Below are 16,626 nucleotides of genomic sequence, written 5' to 3' on the forward strand. Positions count from 1 at the left end.
TGTTTCTCTTTAAAATGTCTTGGAAAGTAATCGTATGAAAAAAGTATCAATTATTATACCTGTTTATAATGTAGAGGCATATATTGAAGATTGTATTGCTTCTGTGATGGCTCAAGATTATGAGCAGTTGGAAGTCTTGATAGTGGATGACTGTACACCAGATCAGAGCATTTCCATTGTGGAAAAAATGATTTCTGGTTATGAAGGGCCGCATACTTATCGGATTATCAGGCACGCAAAGAATGGAGGACAATCTGCTGCTCGTAATAGTGGCATAAGTGAGGCCGCAGGTGAATTAATATATTTTTTAGATAGCGATGATTATATTTGTGAGAAGACTATTAGTAATTTGGTTGAACTTTATATTGAAACTCACGCAAACATTGTGGTTGGTAATTTGAAGATAGTTGATTACCAGACTAAGGAGGTAATCCGTGATTCAATTCAACTATCATCCTCTTATTATTTTTTTAGTTCCTTGAAAGATTTGTATGCTTGTCATGATGTTATTAGGATGGGAGTTAATGGAGTGCCTTGGAATAAACTTATAGAGAAAGACTTCTTGTTGAAAAATGAATTGCTTTTTGATTTGGGTATAATTTTTGAGGACGATATATGGAATTATAAAGTATATTGCTGTAAACCTAAAATTGCAGTAAGTAGTAGCCTGACTTACATATATAGAATGCGTCCTAGCAGTATTATGACAACATTTACTGAACACCATTTTTATTCTTCTGTGAAGTGTGCTGATATTGCTATTCTTTATGGACATCATGTGCAACAATCTTCCGACCATTGGTTTGTAATAAATGGAATAGAACGTTATATTATTGGAGCGTTGTACAAATCCTTTGATAAGGTGAAATCAAAAGATACATATAGTAGACTTTATCGCAGGTATAGAAAAAAACATAGGCCTTCTTTTGAATTGTGGAGTAATCTTCATGTACCATTAGCTACTAAGGTGAAAAGTTTACATTATTTGCTACCGTGTATATTGGGTGAGAAGCTCCTTTTGTGTTTTTTGAAGCGGCAGCAGAAAATAATGCGAAAACTCTATCCTCATCAAGCTGCTCTTCCTACTATTGAGCTAAGTGATTCTTTTTGGAATGAAATTGAATAAATTGTACAATGAAAAGGAAGATTAATAAAATATTACGTATGATAAGGAATTCTTTTATAGAGTTCCTCCAACGCCCAGTAGTAGTGAATGCTAGTTTAAGCATTGATAAAACGGGTGAGGTGTATCATTCTAATTGGGGGGATGATATTAATTCTTTTTTTCTGGAAGCGATTTCTTTGAGGCCTGTTGTGTTGTATCATGAATGTATATTAGCCAAATTATTTAAGAGAGATAATTATGTAGTGATAGGTAGTACTATAGATATGTTGGTCAATCGACAATCTATTGTTTGGGGTGCAGGACTCATTCAAGAAAACCCTTGTAATTTAGTAATGCCTAGGAAAATTTGCGCCGTTCGTGGTCCAAAAACACGCGAAGTGTTGTTGAAGCATGGGATAGAGTGTCCAGCTATATACGGAGATCCGGCTTTGTTGTTGCCTATCTATTATCGACCTCGTACACGAAAAAAGTATAAGTTGGGCATTATTCCTCATTATACGGAACTGTCTTTGCTTCCAGAACATTTATTAAATAGTGAGGATGTATATGTAATTAGAATACAAGGTTATCAGCATTGGCTTGGTTTTGTGGAAGAATTGAATGCTTGTGAGTATATTGTTTCTTCTTCTTTACATGGACTGATTTTGGCAGAAGCGTATGATATACCTAATTGTTGGATGGAGCTTGAATGTGCGCAACAGCGTTCACGTTTTAAATATGATGATTTCTATGCATCTATAGGTAAACAGATTGTCTCGCCTTTTGTAATGAATAAAGAGGTGACGATTCAGCAACTCATAGAGCAATGTCAACAATGGTCTCCTGGAACAATAGACTTACAGCCACTTTTGAATGCATGCCCTTTTGAACTTAAAATAACTTTTTGAGTTCAAAAAATCTAAAATCATAAATTGTACAATAAAAATGCAGAAGATTATTATTCAAAGTATAGAAAAAGAATTGCCCAATCGATTACTTTATAGATTGACAGTAGGCGATCAGCAAGAAGAAGCACATATTGAAGTAAATAAGATGTATGCTGACTATTTGGTGACTGATAGAATAGATTCTTTGGTTTGGGGATTATTGCAGTTTGCTATAAACAGAGGATATGATATTGTATCTGCACTTCCTATTACGGAAGATCTTTGGTATAATTTGGAGATGAATCTTATAGATCCATTGGCTGCTAACCCCGGGATGCATAGAATACATATTCAGGCTCCTTTAGTGCCTGTCATGAATCATGCGGAAATAGTAGCCACCGGCATTTCATGCGGTGTGGACAGCCTGTACACTATTGCTACCCATGGGGAGAATGTGCCTAAGCCCTATCGCCTTACTCATCTTTGTTTTTTTGATGCAGGTTCGCATAATACAGGATTACAAGATGATTCATCAACAAAACTATTTCAAGGACGTATGGATTTGTGCCGACGTTTTGCCGAAGAATATAACTATGGCTTTATACTTATTAAGAATGATGTTTATGAATTACTGAATAGACACGGGGGATATTCTCACGTAGAAAATCATACTTTTATGGCATTATCTTGTATTTATGCATTACAAGGAGCATTTGCTAAATACTTCTATTCAGCAGGTTGTAGCATTAGAGAATTTTCTTGTGTGAAATCAAAGGAAAATTTTCAACTGGATGCAGCGCACTATGATATGCTTACATTAAATTCAGCGTCTATTCCAGGGCTTGATTTTATTTCAACAGGGGGGAGTCTGGATCGAATTACAAAAACAAAAACTATAGCGGATTATGATCCTGCATATAAATATTTGAATGTGTGTGTCACTGCAGTAGAGAATGATTCTACTTGTTTTAAGTGTGTGCGTACAATGTTGACTTTAGATGCTTTAGGAAAACTGGATAAATTTAGTGCTGTTTTTGATGTCCAGTACTACATGAATCATCGAAAAAGATATATTGAAAAAATGTATGTTGATGGCAAGTTTGGGCATGATGAATCTTTATTATTATTATTTCCTCTATTCAAATCTGAGTTGACTATTGGGGTGAAGATATCAGCTATTATACATAAAGTCCAAAATGCTGTTCGATGTAGAATCTTTAAGAGATGAATAAAATGCGCAAACGCAATGAGTGGGATGTGTTAAAGTGTCTGGCAACGCTGCTGGTTGTCATAGGGCATATTGTGATTCTTTACAAACAAGGGGGGAGTTTTCCAGCAATGGAAAATCACTATTTGGCTATGCTTGCCGATGTGATTTATTTGTTCCATATGCCTTTGTTTGTGACAATCAGTGGAGCTGTATATACCATCGGTAAGCAGTCGGGGAAATATCTAGATTTCAAAAGTCTTTTGGGGAACAAGGTTAGGCGCTTGCTTGTGCCCTATTACTTTGTGGCTTACTTATTTGTGGTTCCCACTATCTTGGGGCTAGAAATGAATCGGTTTGGAAGTAATATCGACTATTTTTTAGAAATCCTTTTAGGAACTAACTGTAGGCATCTTTGGTATCTCTGGGCTCTGTTTTGGATGTTCATAATTGTACGCTTTTGTAAAGGAAGATATTTGGGTAATACTATTTACTGTCTGACTATTGCGATGATACTCTCTGTGGGATGTAGTTATTGGGTGGGTACAGATTGGTTCAGTTTTCGGATGGCTCTGCATTATCTTCCTTTTTTCTTCTTAGGTGAATGGTTAGTCGCAAAAGGTGGAAATTCTATGAAAATGTGGAAACCTGTGATTTTGGTGCTATTGTCCGGATGTGTACTGAAATTGACGGATAGTAGGTGGATGGATTCACTTTTTAGTCTTTGGATGAATGTCGGAATTGTAGTTGTTATTTGCTTGTTTGTTCGCAAGGTCAGCGTCGAAAAGTTTTTTTCCCATTCCTTCAATGTTCTCATTCTTCGGGATAGTTTTGGAGTTTATCTTTTTCATGTTCCCATCATCTATATTATGGTATCGTATCTTCAAAACTATCCTATTTATGTGTTACTTCCGTTGGTGGGAGTTGTTTCTATCATAGGCAGTCTATTTTTTACAATGATTTTACGAAAAATGAGATTGCAATACTTGATGGGGGAATAATGTTTGATAAATGGATAAAGGAATGTACAAATTAGATTTTCTATTCTTAGTGGAAAATGCCAATTTGCGTGGGGGGACTGAAATTCAAACGATTAATATCACCCATGCGTTGATAGAAGCGAATTATCGAGCACGTGTTTTATCCGTTGTCCCTTATTCTGGAGGTGATGATGTGATTCTTTCCTTTGATTTGAAATCTTATCGGATGTATGAGAAGCAGAAGAAAAATCCAATCAATGATTTGTGTGCGGAAAGATTTTCTGATGCTTGTCTGGCTAAGTTACTACGAGTATTCATAGCAACGTGTCAACCTAAAGTATTGGTGAATGAGACATATGAATTGATAACAGCTCTTCCCTTTGGAGGGCAGTGCCGGATTGTGCAAGTCTTTAATTGGTCGATTTTGGGTTATGAAGAATCTATCTTGCAGATCATTCATCAAAAGCATGGCTGGATGCGTTTTCTTTCAATGAAAAAAAATGTCCGACAAGTTACAAAACGCCATGCGGCTATTGCTTTATGTAATGACTTGATTGTGTTGACAAATACTGCCAAAAAAGAATTAAAGATGGTGAATCATAAAATAAAGGAAACTCGGATAAGAGTGATTGCCAATCCTTTGAGAAAGAGTGATGACGCGAAAAACATCTCTTCTTTAGACAATCGAAATATTGTTTTTGTGGGTAGGTTAAGTTTTGAAAAAGGGGTTATGCGTCTGCTGCATATATGGCAGAGTATATCTAGACAATTTCATGATTACACGCTTTCAGTCTACGGAGAAGGGGATGCCAAAGATCAGATGGAACAATATATTCAGGAGAATGGCATGAAAAATATTCGTTTTTGTGGGTTTGAACAAGATTTGTCTAAAATCTATCTTTCTGCCGATTTACTGCTATCCACCTCTGAATCGGAAGGTTTTGGCTTGGTGTTTATTGAGGCGTTTTATTATGGAGTACCTGTAGTGTCTTTTAATTGTCCTGTTTCTCCAAAAGAAGTGATTGCTGATGCTGGTGTATTGATAGATTGTTTTGATGAGCAAGCGTATGCCACTCATGTGATGACATTGCTTCATAATAAAGAAAAACTAAGGATGCTCCAACGCAAAGCAGTGGAGAGGGCTAGATGTTTTTATCAGAGTCGGATTGTAAGCCAGTGGGTAAAATTGGTAGAATAATGAAACAATATTATATTATAATTACTCCTTTCTTTCCTAATAGTGATTCTTTTAGGGGAGCGTTTATATACGATCAAGTACGTGCTATCGCAAAGAATAGCAGCTATGAAGTGGTGGTATTTAAAAGTAAATCCATAACATCGGGAGAGAAAGATTACATGTATCGTGGTATTCAGGTTCACTTGTTCGACGATATTCAGATGCCTTCATATATATTGAATGGATTGACAAATGAAATCAATTGCAGTCTGTTTATGAAAGCTGTAAAGCGGTTGAATATTGATCTTGATAATGTAGTCATAGCCCATGGGCATACGGCTCGCTTTGCTGCATTCCCATTAGCATTAAAGCGTATAAATCATAATATAACGACGTTGGTCCAGCATCATGATCCAGATCCTTTTAATATCAGAAATGGTCGTTTTGCTACAAAAAGGTGGAATGCCATGTTTCGGACTTGGATGAGTACAAAGTTGTTTAACCAAATGGATTGTCATGTTTGTGTGAGCCGTTTTGTAGAGGAATCGCTGCGTAAATTTCCTCATCCTACTGATTCTTTATACTTCGATTCCTACAAGAGGGTATTAAAGGTGGTAGGAAATGAAACCCCGGTAAATATAAAACATTCTTATGTTCTGTATAATGGGGTAGACTGCTCCATCTTTAATAGTGAAAGCCATCTTGCACATCCTACATTTATAATAGGCTGTATTGCAAATTTTGTAGATTGGAAGGGGCAAGAGACACTGATACGTGCGTTGGATATTTTAAAAAGCAAACAGGATAAGTTGAAAATGATATTTGTAGGTTCAGGTCCTACCTTACAGGATTGCATGAACTTGGTTCAGGAATTGAATTTGACAGACATTGTTGAATTTAGGAAGGAGGTACATCATCATGAACTGGCGGCATTCTATCACAGTCTTGATCTGTTTGTTTTACCCAGTTATTTTGAAGGATTTGGTTGTGTTTGTACGGAAGCAGCAGCCTGTGGGGTACCTTATATGATATGTAAGGGACAAGGTGCTGCAGAGTATATACTGGAAGAAGAATCCGACCTTTGGACTTTTATTCCTAAAGACTACGAACAACTTGCTGATAGAATAGACTATTACAGGACGAATAAACCTATACAACATCTTTGTGAAACTTTCGATATAGATATTTTGATGAAACAATTTCTAAATTTCTTAGAATCATTATGAATGAAAAGAGTATATTTTCGAGGCTTCTATATGTAGCAAAAATGCTATATCATGAATTGTATTATCTTCTTTGTATTCCTATTATTCAAGGTTGGTATGGCGGATTTTGGAATTATAGACATAAAATAAAATCGAATGGTGGAAGCGAGAATATGTATTATGCTTATCTGATGAGATATAATGCTTTTGTAGGACTTGGAGCTAACATACAGGATACTCCTATGTTACCCCATGGCTTGAATGGTATACATAAATCTGATGCTGCTACTATTGGTGAAGGTTGTGTTATTTTGCAACAGGTCACCATAGGCAGTAATACAACGAAAGGAAGTAAGCACTTTGGTTCACCTACAATTGGTAAACATGTTTTTATTGGAGCCGGTGCTAAAATCATTGGCAATGTTCGTGTGGGTGACAATTGTCGCATAGGGGCTAATTGTGTGGTGGTAAAGGATATGCCAGACAATTCTACGGCAGTACTTAGAAATATAGATATAATTATTCATGATATTTCCCGGGATAATTCTTTCAAAGGGATCTATCATTTCGAAGAATAAACTATTTGGAAGAATCAGACACTCACTATGAAACAAAAAATAGCTGTCTATTTACCTCTCTTTTGCCTGCTGAGTTATTGGTATGTGGAATTTGCCGCAGTTTTTTTGGCAGTGTTACTCACCGGAAATATATTCAAAATATTCCGAGGATTCAACAGAAAACATTTCCTATATTTATTATTGTTTGTGGGGATAGAGATGTTTATTATGGCTCTACTTGATTATGATATGCGTAAGTTTTTTGAGCAAGTAGGACTCGTGGTAACTACTGCTATCGGCTATCGTGCTTATTTCATCTATGTGCTCAAAAAGGATATTTCGTTCTTTGTGAAATGCTATCTGAATATGAGTGTGGTGATAGTAGTATATGCTTTGGTTGCTTATGCTTTAAACATAACCATTAGTGGAAGACTTGAAGGATGGGGCGGTGAACCTGGAGATATTGCTTTATTGATTCTTCCAGCATTGGTCTACTATTTTTATCATAAAGAAATTTCTATCCGTTGCGCCCTGACAGTACTTGCTTTTGTATTAGCTTCATCTACCGCCAGTTTTGCAGCTCTTTTCATCATTTTAGCTCTGTTTCTATTTGTATACAATAGAAAAAACTTTTTCAAGCTGATAGTGGCAGCATTGGTAGTGTTTGTGGTGAGCAGTGCTGTTTCCTCCTATCTTTCGGATAATAAATCTGATAACAATGATGCAGCTCTTAAGTTTAAAGAGACATGGGAGATGCTGCAAAGTAATCGTTTTAGCTTCTATGATCTTGAGACGTTGAATGCTAGCACCTATGCATTCTTGACAAACCTGTGTGTGGCAGAACAGGCACCTTCTCGTCTGTTGGGTACAGGGCTAGGCACACACCCCATCAATTATGAAAAGATTTACCCTAGTAGGAGTACGACCTATCGACTATATGGATTGAATGCTAATGACGCTTATTCTTTATCTATCCGTGTATTTTCGGAATTAGGTATTCTAGGATTGTTCTTGCTGTTTGTCTTTATGTATAAGAACTTCAATTCGTTATCTTTATTTAGCTTTATGGCAATGAGTTATCTGATAAATGCCTGTATTACTGGGGGACATTATACGGCAAATGGAGGAATGCTTTTTTTTGTATTCTTCTATTTTGCTGGAAGGTATGTGCAACAAGATGCTTTTTTGGGTGAGCAAAAAGTGAAAAAAGAAGGACAATATTTTAATAAAAACAATTGTAGAGTGAGATAAATAGTAATAAAAAAATCGTGTATGAATAATAGAGATTAACGATGTATAGATTTGTATTTTGGCAAAATTGTTTAAGCCCTCATCAATTGCCTTATATTGTCCACTTGCTTGATGATGCCAGGGTAAACGAAGTAGTGATTGTGACGAACGAAGTGGTATCGGACGAACGTAAGAATATGGGATGGGATGTGACAGTCTTTCCTGGTCTTGAAAGATGCGATGTGAGGCTGTCCCCATCAAATAGTGAAATCCATGAATTATTATCTAAACGACAAGAAGAGAGCATCCATTTCTTTTCTGGTATACATGGTTATCCTTTTGTTACTAAGGCCCTTGATATGAGTTTGAAATATGATGTCAAGAGAGGTGTGATTTCCGAACGTCCTGATACGTTTAAGTTTGGGTTAGCCAATGGAAAACCTCTTTGGCTACATCGGATTCGTTTTTTTATTCAAGACCGGAAGTATGCTCGACACATACAATATGTATTTGCAATGGGTGACGATGCGGTAAGCTATTTTCGCTCTGTATGGAAGTATTGGGAGGTTTTTCCATTCGCCTATTGTACAAATAGACTGAAAAATATAGATATCTAGGAGGTAGGGATATTTTGGAGATATTATATATTGTCTTTGTAGGTTTATTGAATTGGTAAAAAAACCGTAATTTATTCCTCACTTTTTCCTTCATGCCCAAAAGTTTGGCTGGGGATGGACTGGACCGCTATATTCAATTAAAAATAGCTTGGAGCAGTTGAAATGATCGGATATATGAATAAATTAGCCATTCTTATTTGTTGATAAATTGGGCATAAGTAACGTGTTTGATAATGGAAAAGTGAATCAACTTGCATCTGCTGTTTACTATTAAATTGATAATAGGGGTCTATTCGAAATAAAAGGGAAGAGTGCATTATATTAGATTAAAAATATATTTTTTTGTAGTATTACTTGTTGTACAGTCTACTACATAATGAGGCTAAAAGTGGAAAGACCTTGGTTTAGATTACCTTCTCTTTAGTTTATATATATATATTCTCACAAAAATAATTTTATGACAAAATCAAACTTATCATTCGTATTTGTAGGTAGTCTTTCTGTTCGGAAAGCTGCTTGGGATATTATTCAAGCCATCAAGGATATGCCTGATATCGATTTAACCTTGATTGGAGATGGAGAACAAAGGGAGCTAATAGAGAAAGGTATTGCAGATTATCATCTAAGAAATGTAAAACTGTTAGGTACTCGCAACAATTCGGAAATTATGCAGCTCATAGCAGATAAGGATGTTTTTGTGATGTCAAGCCATTATGATGGATGGGGTGCTGTAGTGAATGAAGCACTTACCTGCGGACTATATGTGATTTGTACTGATAGAAGTGGAGCCAGGGATTTGTTGGAAAGTACACAGAGAGGAATGATATATCATGCAGGCGATATTTCTCAATTGCACGAATGTGTTCAATGGTGTATAGCGAATGCATATAAGATTCAGCATTCAAAAGAAGAGAGAATAAAATGGGCAGCGCGTAGTATTGATGGAAAGGTATTAGCAGCTTATTTTATAGACTGTTTGCAAGGCTTAAAACCTACGAAGCCGTGGCTAGATGCTTTGGTGTAATTATGAAAAAGGATTGCTAGTATGAGAATAATACATTATATTCCTACGATAGATAGAAACTCTGGAGGTTTGGGTGCATATATACAGTTACTTTCAAAAGAATTGGGGAAGTTGGTCGATTTGCATATCGTTACGCATGAGTCAGAGAATATGTTGGAGATAGAAAATGCTACATTACATTTGATTGATGGTAGATTGACGCATTTGTTGAAAGCAAAAAGGCAATTTGTCGTTTTATTGCAAGGGATTTCTCCTGATTTGGTTCATGTGAATTGTTGTTGGACACCTCAATGTGCTTTGGTACAATTTTGTGCACAATGTTTAGGGTACAAAGTACTTCTAATGCCTCATGGGATGCTGGAACCTTGGATTTTAAAGAAAAATCGTTGGTTGAAAAAAGAACCTGCGTTATGGTTATATCAAAAGCGGGCTGTTCAAAAGGCTGATGTATTATTAGCTACGGCAGAGAGTGAAAAGCAAAACTTATTGCGTTTAGGTTGGAACGAACAAGTATACGTCATTCCCAATGGAATTGTTGTGGATGATATCGAATGTAAACAGTCTTGGAAGCAAACAAAATGTATATTTTTCTTAGCATTGTTACGCCCTAATAAAGGAGCCCATCTGCTGATAGAGGCAGTAGCGCAATTGAAAGATGAGATGAGGGGATGGAACATAGTGATTGCTGGTAAGGATGATGATCGATATGCTGCTTATTTGAATCAATTGATTGCTGAATATCGTTTGGAAGAGATGATTTCTCTCCCTGGAGCACTTTATGGAGAAGATAAATGGAATATGTATAGAAAAGCGGATTTTTTTGTGCTACCTACACTTAATGAGAACTTTGGTATTGTAATAGCGGAAGCATTATTATGTGGAACTCCTGTAATAACTTGTAAGGGTGCTCCATGGAATGTACTTGTTGATAATCATTGTGGGTGGTGGGTAGAGCGTTCTGTGGAAGATATTGCAGATGCTTTAAGTAATGCTATTGGATTGCAGGAAAATGAAATAAGAGAAATGGGCATGCGTGGTAGGGAACTTGTACTTAATAATTACGCATCAGGTCTTGTGGCAAAGCAAATAATGGGTGTATATAAATCATTATTGTAATTTTGGGGGATGTACAATGATTCAAGCTTTAATTTTATTTCTGTCTGTTATTGCTATTTGTGCGATTTCAAGTTGTATATGCTCTTCGAATAATACACAAGTGTCTTTTTATATTTGTGATAGAAAGCTAACGGAATGCTTCAGAGGTGTTGCTATTCTTCTAATCATGATTCAGCATTTGGCAGGACATTGGACAAATGTCTTTACTCCTTTTGGGGGAATTGGTGTCGCCATGTTTCTGTTGCTTTCCGGATTCGGATTGAATGAATCATGTAAGAAAAATGGGTTGGGTGGATTTCTGACAAAGAAGTTCTATCGGATATGGTTGCCTTTCTTTTTATTCTATGTGTTCCTGTATTTATTCAAAGAAAATATGGATATCCTATCGTTTCTTAGAAACGTTTTTAGTGTGGAACAATCGGGCTATTATTGGTATATTCATTATTTGATACGCTGCTATATTGTATTTTGGATAGTAAATAAATATGTAAAAAAATATAAGTGGTGGGGCTATTTTCTTCTTGTTGTTTTTAGCTTTTTTGCAACACATTCGCTTTGTGCAGAACAATGCTTGAGTTTTCCTTTAGGTGTGTTGCTTTCAGATAAAAAGGAATATCTTTTGAACTTAAAAATAAAGAAAGCAATTGTCTATTTAGCTATTTTTTCATTTTTAGGCATAACTTGTTTGCTAATTAAACAACTACCGATGGTTAGGGAATACTTTGGTACTTACTTATATTTTTTTGTTGAATTGGGAATTAAACTTCCTTTGGGGCTATCAGTGATGTTGTTTTTGTGGATGCTTCCATCAAGGTATGTTGTCGGTCCTTTTGTTGCGTTATGCGGTCTGTTAAGTTATGAGCTATATTTGGTTCATATGCAAATGCTTGAAAATGTGGGTGCGTATGCGACTTCAGCATTAATGATTATATTACTTAGTCTTTTGATTTCTTATTCCATGCATTATGTAATGCAGATTTTACAGAAACAATGATAAAAGAATGGATAAAGTAAATTTGGGCGCATTCTCTACAGGTAATTTTGATAAGGGGGCGGGTGAACTAAAAATTATAACATGGTATTTTATTAATGCTTTGTTAGTACGTGCTTCTTGGAATCCATTTATGAGCATAAAGATTATTTTACTTCGTGCTTTTGGTGCAAAGATTGGACGAGGCTTGGTAATAAAAAATAATGTAACCATTAAGTTTCCTTGGAAACTGACAATAGGAAATAATGTATGGTTAGGAGAACAGTGCTGGATAGACAATTTGGATTATGTAACCATTGGTAGTAATGTATGTATTTCACAGGGAGCTTTACTACTTACGGGAAACCATGATTATACAAATTCTTCTATGCCTTATCGGAATGCTCCTATCACATTGGAAGATGGGGTTTGGGTTGGTGCGAGAGTGGTAGTATGTCCGGGGGTAATCATGCGTAAAAATTCTATTGCTTCCGTGGGCAGTGTGGTAACAAAAAGTACGGAGGTTAATGGTATTTATCAGGGTGTACCTGCGGTAGTGATTAGAAAAAGAAAAGTGTGTGGACAAACAATTTGAGATAGAACATATATGTGTTGTTGTGTAATTTATTTAAAAAAAATAGCACTTCTTATTTATTAACAAATTGCATAAAAAAGGTGTTATGGTGACATCTGTAGTGTTCCTTGCTCATATTGACACACTGTAATGAAAGCATTTTTTTCATATGAGAGGTTAGAGGAAAGATGCACTTTATTTCATGATGAACAAAGATATACTCAAAGTGATAATTTAGATGATTAGGAATTTTCAAAGATAAATTTTATGAAAGTATCTATAATAACGTCGTGCTTTAATCGTGTGGCGACGATTCGTGGTGCCATAGAGAGTGTCTTGGCACAGGATTATAATAACATAGAGTTTATTGTTGTAGATGGGGCGAGTACAGATGGTTCGTTAGAGATCATTAGGGAATATGAAGGTTGTATCTCAACTATTATCTCGGAGCCCGATCATGGAATGTATGAAGCCATCAATAAGGGAATTCGTGTGGCTACAGGTGATGTAATAGGGTTACTGCATTCGGATGATTTTTTCTATAATAATGGGGTGGTAAGCCGTATTGTGGAGCGTATGAAAATCACTCGAGCCGACTTTTTGTATGGAGATGGACTTTTTGTGGATCCTGATAATACTGATAAGGTAGTACGCAATTGGATTGGAGGTAGTTATCGACTTTGGAAAGTACGTCACGGTTGGTTACCACTGCATCCCACCTGTTACATCCGTCGTGAGGTGGTAAATCGTTTAGGACTTTATAACGAAAGCTATAAAATAGCAGCAGATAGCGATTTGTTGTTGCGCTATCTTATTACAGGAGGACTCACGACAACTTATTTAGGGGAGTATATTGTAAAGATGCGTATGGGAGGACTTTCTACTGATAGTGCTAAGCGTAAAAAAATGTGGGATGAGGATATACGGGTGTATGCTTCACACGGTATGGCTCCTACATTGACGAAATTGGAGAAAATGGCATGGAAAGTGCCGCAGTTTGTATTAGCATTGTTGAAAAGATAATAATCACTTTGGTAGTGTAGATAACTGATAGAAAATCAATTGTTATCATGAAATTTTATGAAGAATAATAGAGTTAAATAATAATATGAAGGTATCGTTTTGAGCAGTGTAGAGGAAGTGGACGCACAGGAAAAGAGTAACTAATGAATAGAAGAAGTATTGTTATTACTGGTGGTGCCGGATTTATTGGTAGCCATGTGGTACGTTTATTTGTGAACAAGTATCCCGATTACCATATTATTAACCTGGACAAATTGACTTATGCGGGGAATTTGACTAATCTGAAAGATATAGAGAATAAACCAAACTACACTTTTGTAAAAGCGGATATTTGTGACTTTGAAATGATGCTGAAAATTTTCAAGCAATATCATGTAGATGGAGTCATTCATTTAGCTGCCGAAAGTCACGTGGACCGTAGTATCAGAGATCCGTTTACTTTTGCTCGTACGAATGTTCTTGGCACTCTCTCTTTTTTACAAGCTGCCAGGTTAACTTGGGAGTATCTTCCGGAAGGCTATGAGGGTAAGCGTTTCTATCATATTTCAACTGACGAGGTGTATGGAGCGTTGGGATTGACATACCCGGAAGGAAAGCTCTCGGATATATCAGCACACGAAGTATATGGCGATGAGTTCTTCAAAGAGACAACAAAGTATAATCCACACTCACCCTACTCGGCTTCGAAAGCGAGTAGCGATCACTTTGTACATGCTTTTCACGATACTTATGGTGTGCCGACTATTGTGACCCACTGTTCGAACAACTATGGACCTTATCAGTTTCCTGACAAACTGACTCCGCTGTTTATTAACAATATTCGTCATCGCAAACCGTTACCGGTGTATGGTAAGGGAGAGAATGTGCATGACTGGCTCTATGTGGTAGATCATGCAAGGGCGATAGACGTAATTTTTCACAATGGTAAGGTAGCGGATACATATAATATTGGTGGCTTTAACGAATGGAAGAACATAGATATTATCCATGTGATTATTAAGACTGTAGACCGATTACTGGGTAATCCTGAAGGATACAGTGAGGAGTTGATTACTTATGTAATGGATCACGTGGGATATGGCTTGCGCTACGTCATTGACTCTACGAAACTGAAGAATGAATTAGGCTGGGAGCCTAGTCTGCAGGTTGAAGAGGGTATCGAGAAGACGGTGCAGTGGTATCTGGATAATCAGGAGTGGATGGAAAATGTCACCAGTGGTGCTTACGAGAGCTATTATGAAGGTATATACAAGTCTAAATAGCATATAATAATAACGAAATATGTAGGTCCCTAACTTCATGCTACACACATGAATCCCCTACATTCTGCAGGTTGGGAAAAAATACAGCGGTATATTCCTAATCTGTCCCCTCATATTGGCAAAATGCTGATATGTATTCTAAATATATCAACTGTCTGTGAAGATCGTTGATATATTACTTTTAGAGGGTATGATGTTTGATACTTTATTTCTATTTAAAATTTATAGAAATAAATCCTTTCACTTTTCCTTATACACAAGATAACATCTTCTGTTCCTGAATATAGCTCATCTAAAAGTTTCTTCTATCATAGAATTAAAATCACTGCTAGCTTTGTGTTATAGAATGAAAGCTGTATATTTGTATGCACCATAATTAAAAGGTTGTACATGTATGAGCAATAAAATATATCCTATTGGTATCCAGAACTTCGAGAAAATCCGTCAAGATGGTTATTTCTATGTTGATAAAACGGCCTTGATGTATCAGATGGTAAAGACGGGGAGTTATTACTTTTTGAGTCGTCCGCGCCGTTTTGGAAAGAGTCTGCTGATCTCTACCCTGGAAGCATATTTTCAAGGGAAGAAGGAACTATTTGCTGGACTGATGGTGGAGAAGCTCGAAAAAGATTGGATAGAACATCCAATTTTGCATCTCGACCTTAATATTGAGAAGTATGATGTTCCGGAGAGTCTGGATAATATTTTGGATAAATCGTTGACTGCTTGGGAAAAACTTTATGGTGCCGAACCATCGGAGCGTTCGTTCTCTCTACGCTTTGCCGGTATTATAGAACGCGCTTATGAAAAGACCGGACAACGGGTAGTTATTCTGGTGGATGAATATGACAAGCCGATGTTGCAGGCAATTGGCAATGAGGACTTACAGAAGCAATTCCGGGATACATTGAAGCCTTTCTACGGGGCTTTGAAAACGAAAGACGGCTGCATCAAGTTTGCGTTGCTGACTGGGGTGACAAAATTTGGCAAGGTGAGCGTATTCAGTGACTTGAATAACTTGAAGGATATTTCAATGGATGAACGCTTTGTGGATATTTGCGGTATCACGGAGAAAGAAATACATGACAATCTGGAGGAGGAATTGCATCAGTTGGCAGAAAAGCAGAAGATGAGTTATGAGCAGGTGTGCGCAGAATTGAAAGAATGTTATGATGGTTACCACTTTGTGGAACATACTATTGGAATCTATAACCCTTTCAGTCTGTTGAACACGTTTGATAAGATGAAGTTCGGCAGCTACTGGTTTGAGACGGGGACACCCACTTATCTGGTGAACTTGTTGAAGAAGCATCACTATGATTTGGAACGGATGGCTCATGAGGAAACAGACGAACAGGTGTTGAACAGTATCGACTCGGAATCTAGTAATCCCATTCCAGTGATTTATCAGAGCGGATATCTCACCATTAAGGGGTATGACGAAGAGTTTGGCATATACCGTTTAGGTTTTCCGAATCGTGAAGTGGAAGAGGGGTTTGTCCGTTTCTTACTTCCTTATTATGCGAACGTAAATAAGGTGGAGTCTCCTTTTGAAATTCAGAAGTTTGTCCGTGAAATACGTTCCGGTGACTATGACTCTTTCTTCCGACGTTTGCAAAGTTTCTTTGCGGATACAGGCTATGACGTGATTCGCGAGCAGGAGTTGCATTACGAAAATGTGCTTTTTATCGT

At 36.8% G+C, this 16,626-nt stretch carries 16 protein-coding genes; all 16 read left to right on the plus strand.

Features of this window, described 5'->3' with window-relative positions:
- Window positions 1-34 precede the first annotated feature (34 nt).
- The gene (locus DXB58_RS25460) at window positions 35-1,126 is read left to right on the plus strand and encodes a glycosyltransferase family 2 protein (protein ID WP_117611010.1); all 1,092 of its coding nucleotides are present in this window, start codon (window positions 35-37) and stop codon (window positions 1,124-1,126) included.
- A gap of 8 nt (window positions 1,127-1,134) precedes the next feature.
- Window positions 1,135-2,013: a polysaccharide pyruvyl transferase family protein gene (locus DXB58_RS25465; protein WP_117611009.1), complete on the plus strand. Its 879-nt coding sequence runs from the start codon at window positions 1,135-1,137 to the stop codon at window positions 2,011-2,013.
- Between the two features lie 37 nt (window positions 2,014-2,050).
- A complete protein-coding gene (locus DXB58_RS25470) occupies window positions 2,051-3,220 on the plus strand; it encodes a hypothetical protein (RefSeq protein WP_117611008.1) in 1,170 nt (389 codons plus the stop codon).
- The gene (locus DXB58_RS25475; RefSeq protein ID WP_117611007.1) at window positions 3,217-4,200 is read left to right on the plus strand and encodes an acyltransferase family protein; all 984 of its coding nucleotides are present in this window, start codon (window positions 3,217-3,219) and stop codon (window positions 4,198-4,200) included. Before DXB58_RS25470 ends, DXB58_RS25475 begins: the two co-directional genes overlap by 4 nt.
- Before the next feature lie 10 nt (window positions 4,201-4,210).
- Window positions 4,211-5,377: a glycosyltransferase gene (locus DXB58_RS25480; protein WP_117611006.1), complete on the plus strand. Its 1,167-nt coding sequence runs from the start codon at window positions 4,211-4,213 to the stop codon at window positions 5,375-5,377.
- The gene (locus DXB58_RS25485) at window positions 5,377-6,582 is read left to right on the plus strand and encodes a glycosyltransferase family 4 protein (protein ID WP_158570827.1); all 1,206 of its coding nucleotides are present in this window, start codon (window positions 5,377-5,379) and stop codon (window positions 6,580-6,582) included. Before DXB58_RS25480 ends, DXB58_RS25485 begins: the two co-directional genes overlap by 1 nt.
- Entirely contained in the window at window positions 6,579-7,139 is a 561-nt protein-coding gene (locus DXB58_RS25490) for a serine acetyltransferase (protein WP_117611004.1), read from the plus strand. Before DXB58_RS25485 ends, DXB58_RS25490 begins: the two co-directional genes overlap by 4 nt.
- Window positions 7,140-7,346: 207 nt before the next feature.
- A complete protein-coding gene (locus tag DXB58_RS25495) occupies window positions 7,347-8,369 on the plus strand; it encodes an O-antigen ligase family protein (RefSeq protein WP_147340766.1) in 1,023 nt (340 codons plus the stop codon).
- 86 nt (window positions 8,370-8,455) lie between these two features.
- Window positions 8,456-8,965 carry a hypothetical protein gene (locus tag DXB58_RS25500; protein ID WP_147337305.1) on the plus strand — a complete coding sequence of 170 codons (510 nt, stop codon included), beginning with the start codon at window positions 8,456-8,458 and terminating at the stop codon, window positions 8,963-8,965.
- Window positions 8,966-9,422: 457 nt separating this feature from the next.
- On the plus strand, window positions 9,423-9,989 hold the full coding sequence (locus tag DXB58_RS25505) for a glycosyltransferase (RefSeq protein ID WP_117611001.1): 567 nt from the start codon (window positions 9,423-9,425) through the stop codon (window positions 9,987-9,989).
- 21 nt (window positions 9,990-10,010) lie between these two features.
- On the plus strand, window positions 10,011-11,105 hold the full coding sequence (locus tag DXB58_RS25510; RefSeq protein WP_117611000.1) for a glycosyltransferase: 1,095 nt from the start codon (window positions 10,011-10,013) through the stop codon (window positions 11,103-11,105).
- Window positions 11,106-11,121: 16 nt separating this feature from the next.
- Complete coding sequence (locus DXB58_RS25515) at window positions 11,122-12,099, plus strand: acyltransferase (protein WP_117611021.1); 978 nt, start codon at window positions 11,122-11,124, stop codon at window positions 12,097-12,099.
- A gap of 7 nt (window positions 12,100-12,106) precedes the next feature.
- Window positions 12,107-12,670, plus strand: a complete 564-nt coding sequence (locus DXB58_RS25520) for a WcaF family extracellular polysaccharide biosynthesis acetyltransferase (protein WP_117610999.1) — start codon at window positions 12,107-12,109, stop codon at window positions 12,668-12,670.
- 246 nt (window positions 12,671-12,916) lie between these two features.
- On the plus strand, window positions 12,917-13,672 hold the full coding sequence (locus tag DXB58_RS25525; protein ID WP_117610998.1) for a glycosyltransferase family 2 protein: 756 nt from the start codon (window positions 12,917-12,919) through the stop codon (window positions 13,670-13,672).
- A 143-nt stretch (window positions 13,673-13,815) separates the two neighbouring features.
- The gene (gene rfbB, locus DXB58_RS25530; RefSeq protein WP_117610997.1) at window positions 13,816-14,934 is read left to right on the plus strand and encodes a dTDP-glucose 4,6-dehydratase; all 1,119 of its coding nucleotides are present in this window, start codon (window positions 13,816-13,818) and stop codon (window positions 14,932-14,934) included.
- Between the two features lie 394 nt (window positions 14,935-15,328).
- A partial coding sequence (locus DXB58_RS25535; RefSeq protein ID WP_122138669.1) for an AAA family ATPase occupies window positions 15,329-16,626 on the plus strand: 1,298 nt, incomplete at its 3' end.

It is taken from the genome of Bacteroides sp. OM05-10AA, assembly GCF_003439055.1.
Classification (GTDB): Bacteria; Bacteroidota; Bacteroidia; order Bacteroidales; family Bacteroidaceae; genus Bacteroides; species Bacteroides intestinigallinarum.

What these genes read in the sequence shown, in the direction of transcription:
- DXB58_RS25510 (WP_117611000.1), top strand. Translation starts at nt 10,011, where the DNA reads ATGAGAATAATACATTATATTCCTACGATAGATAGAAACTCTGGAGGT.
- DXB58_RS25470 (WP_117611008.1), top strand. Translation starts at nt 2,051, where the DNA reads ATGCAGAAGATTATTATTCAAAGTATAGAAAAAGAATTGCCCAATCGA.
- DXB58_RS25495 (WP_147340766.1), top strand. Translation starts at nt 7,347, where the DNA reads ATGGCTCTACTTGATTATGATATGCGTAAGTTTTTTGAGCAAGTAGGA.
- rfbB (WP_117610997.1), top strand. Translation starts at nt 13,816, where the DNA reads ATGAATAGAAGAAGTATTGTTATTACTGGTGGTGCCGGATTTATTGGT.
- DXB58_RS25525 (WP_117610998.1), top strand. Translation starts at nt 12,917, where the DNA reads ATGAAAGTATCTATAATAACGTCGTGCTTTAATCGTGTGGCGACGATT.
- DXB58_RS25490 (WP_117611004.1), top strand. Translation starts at nt 6,579, where the DNA reads ATGAATGAAAAGAGTATATTTTCGAGGCTTCTATATGTAGCAAAAATG.
- DXB58_RS25465 (WP_117611009.1), top strand. Translation starts at nt 1,135, where the DNA reads ATGAAAAGGAAGATTAATAAAATATTACGTATGATAAGGAATTCTTTT.
- DXB58_RS25505 (WP_117611001.1), top strand. Translation starts at nt 9,423, where the DNA reads ATGACAAAATCAAACTTATCATTCGTATTTGTAGGTAGTCTTTCTGTT.
- DXB58_RS25475 (WP_117611007.1), top strand. Translation starts at nt 3,217, where the DNA reads ATGAATAAAATGCGCAAACGCAATGAGTGGGATGTGTTAAAGTGTCTG.
- DXB58_RS25520 (WP_117610999.1), top strand. Translation starts at nt 12,107, where the DNA reads ATGGATAAAGTAAATTTGGGCGCATTCTCTACAGGTAATTTTGATAAG.
- DXB58_RS25485 (WP_158570827.1), top strand. Translation starts at nt 5,377, where the DNA reads ATGAAACAATATTATATTATAATTACTCCTTTCTTTCCTAATAGTGAT.
- DXB58_RS25460 (WP_117611010.1), top strand. Translation starts at nt 35, where the DNA reads ATGAAAAAAGTATCAATTATTATACCTGTTTATAATGTAGAGGCATAT.
- DXB58_RS25480 (WP_117611006.1), top strand. Translation starts at nt 4,211, where the DNA reads ATGGATAAAGGAATGTACAAATTAGATTTTCTATTCTTAGTGGAAAAT.
- DXB58_RS25515 (WP_117611021.1), top strand. Translation starts at nt 11,122, where the DNA reads ATGATTCAAGCTTTAATTTTATTTCTGTCTGTTATTGCTATTTGTGCG.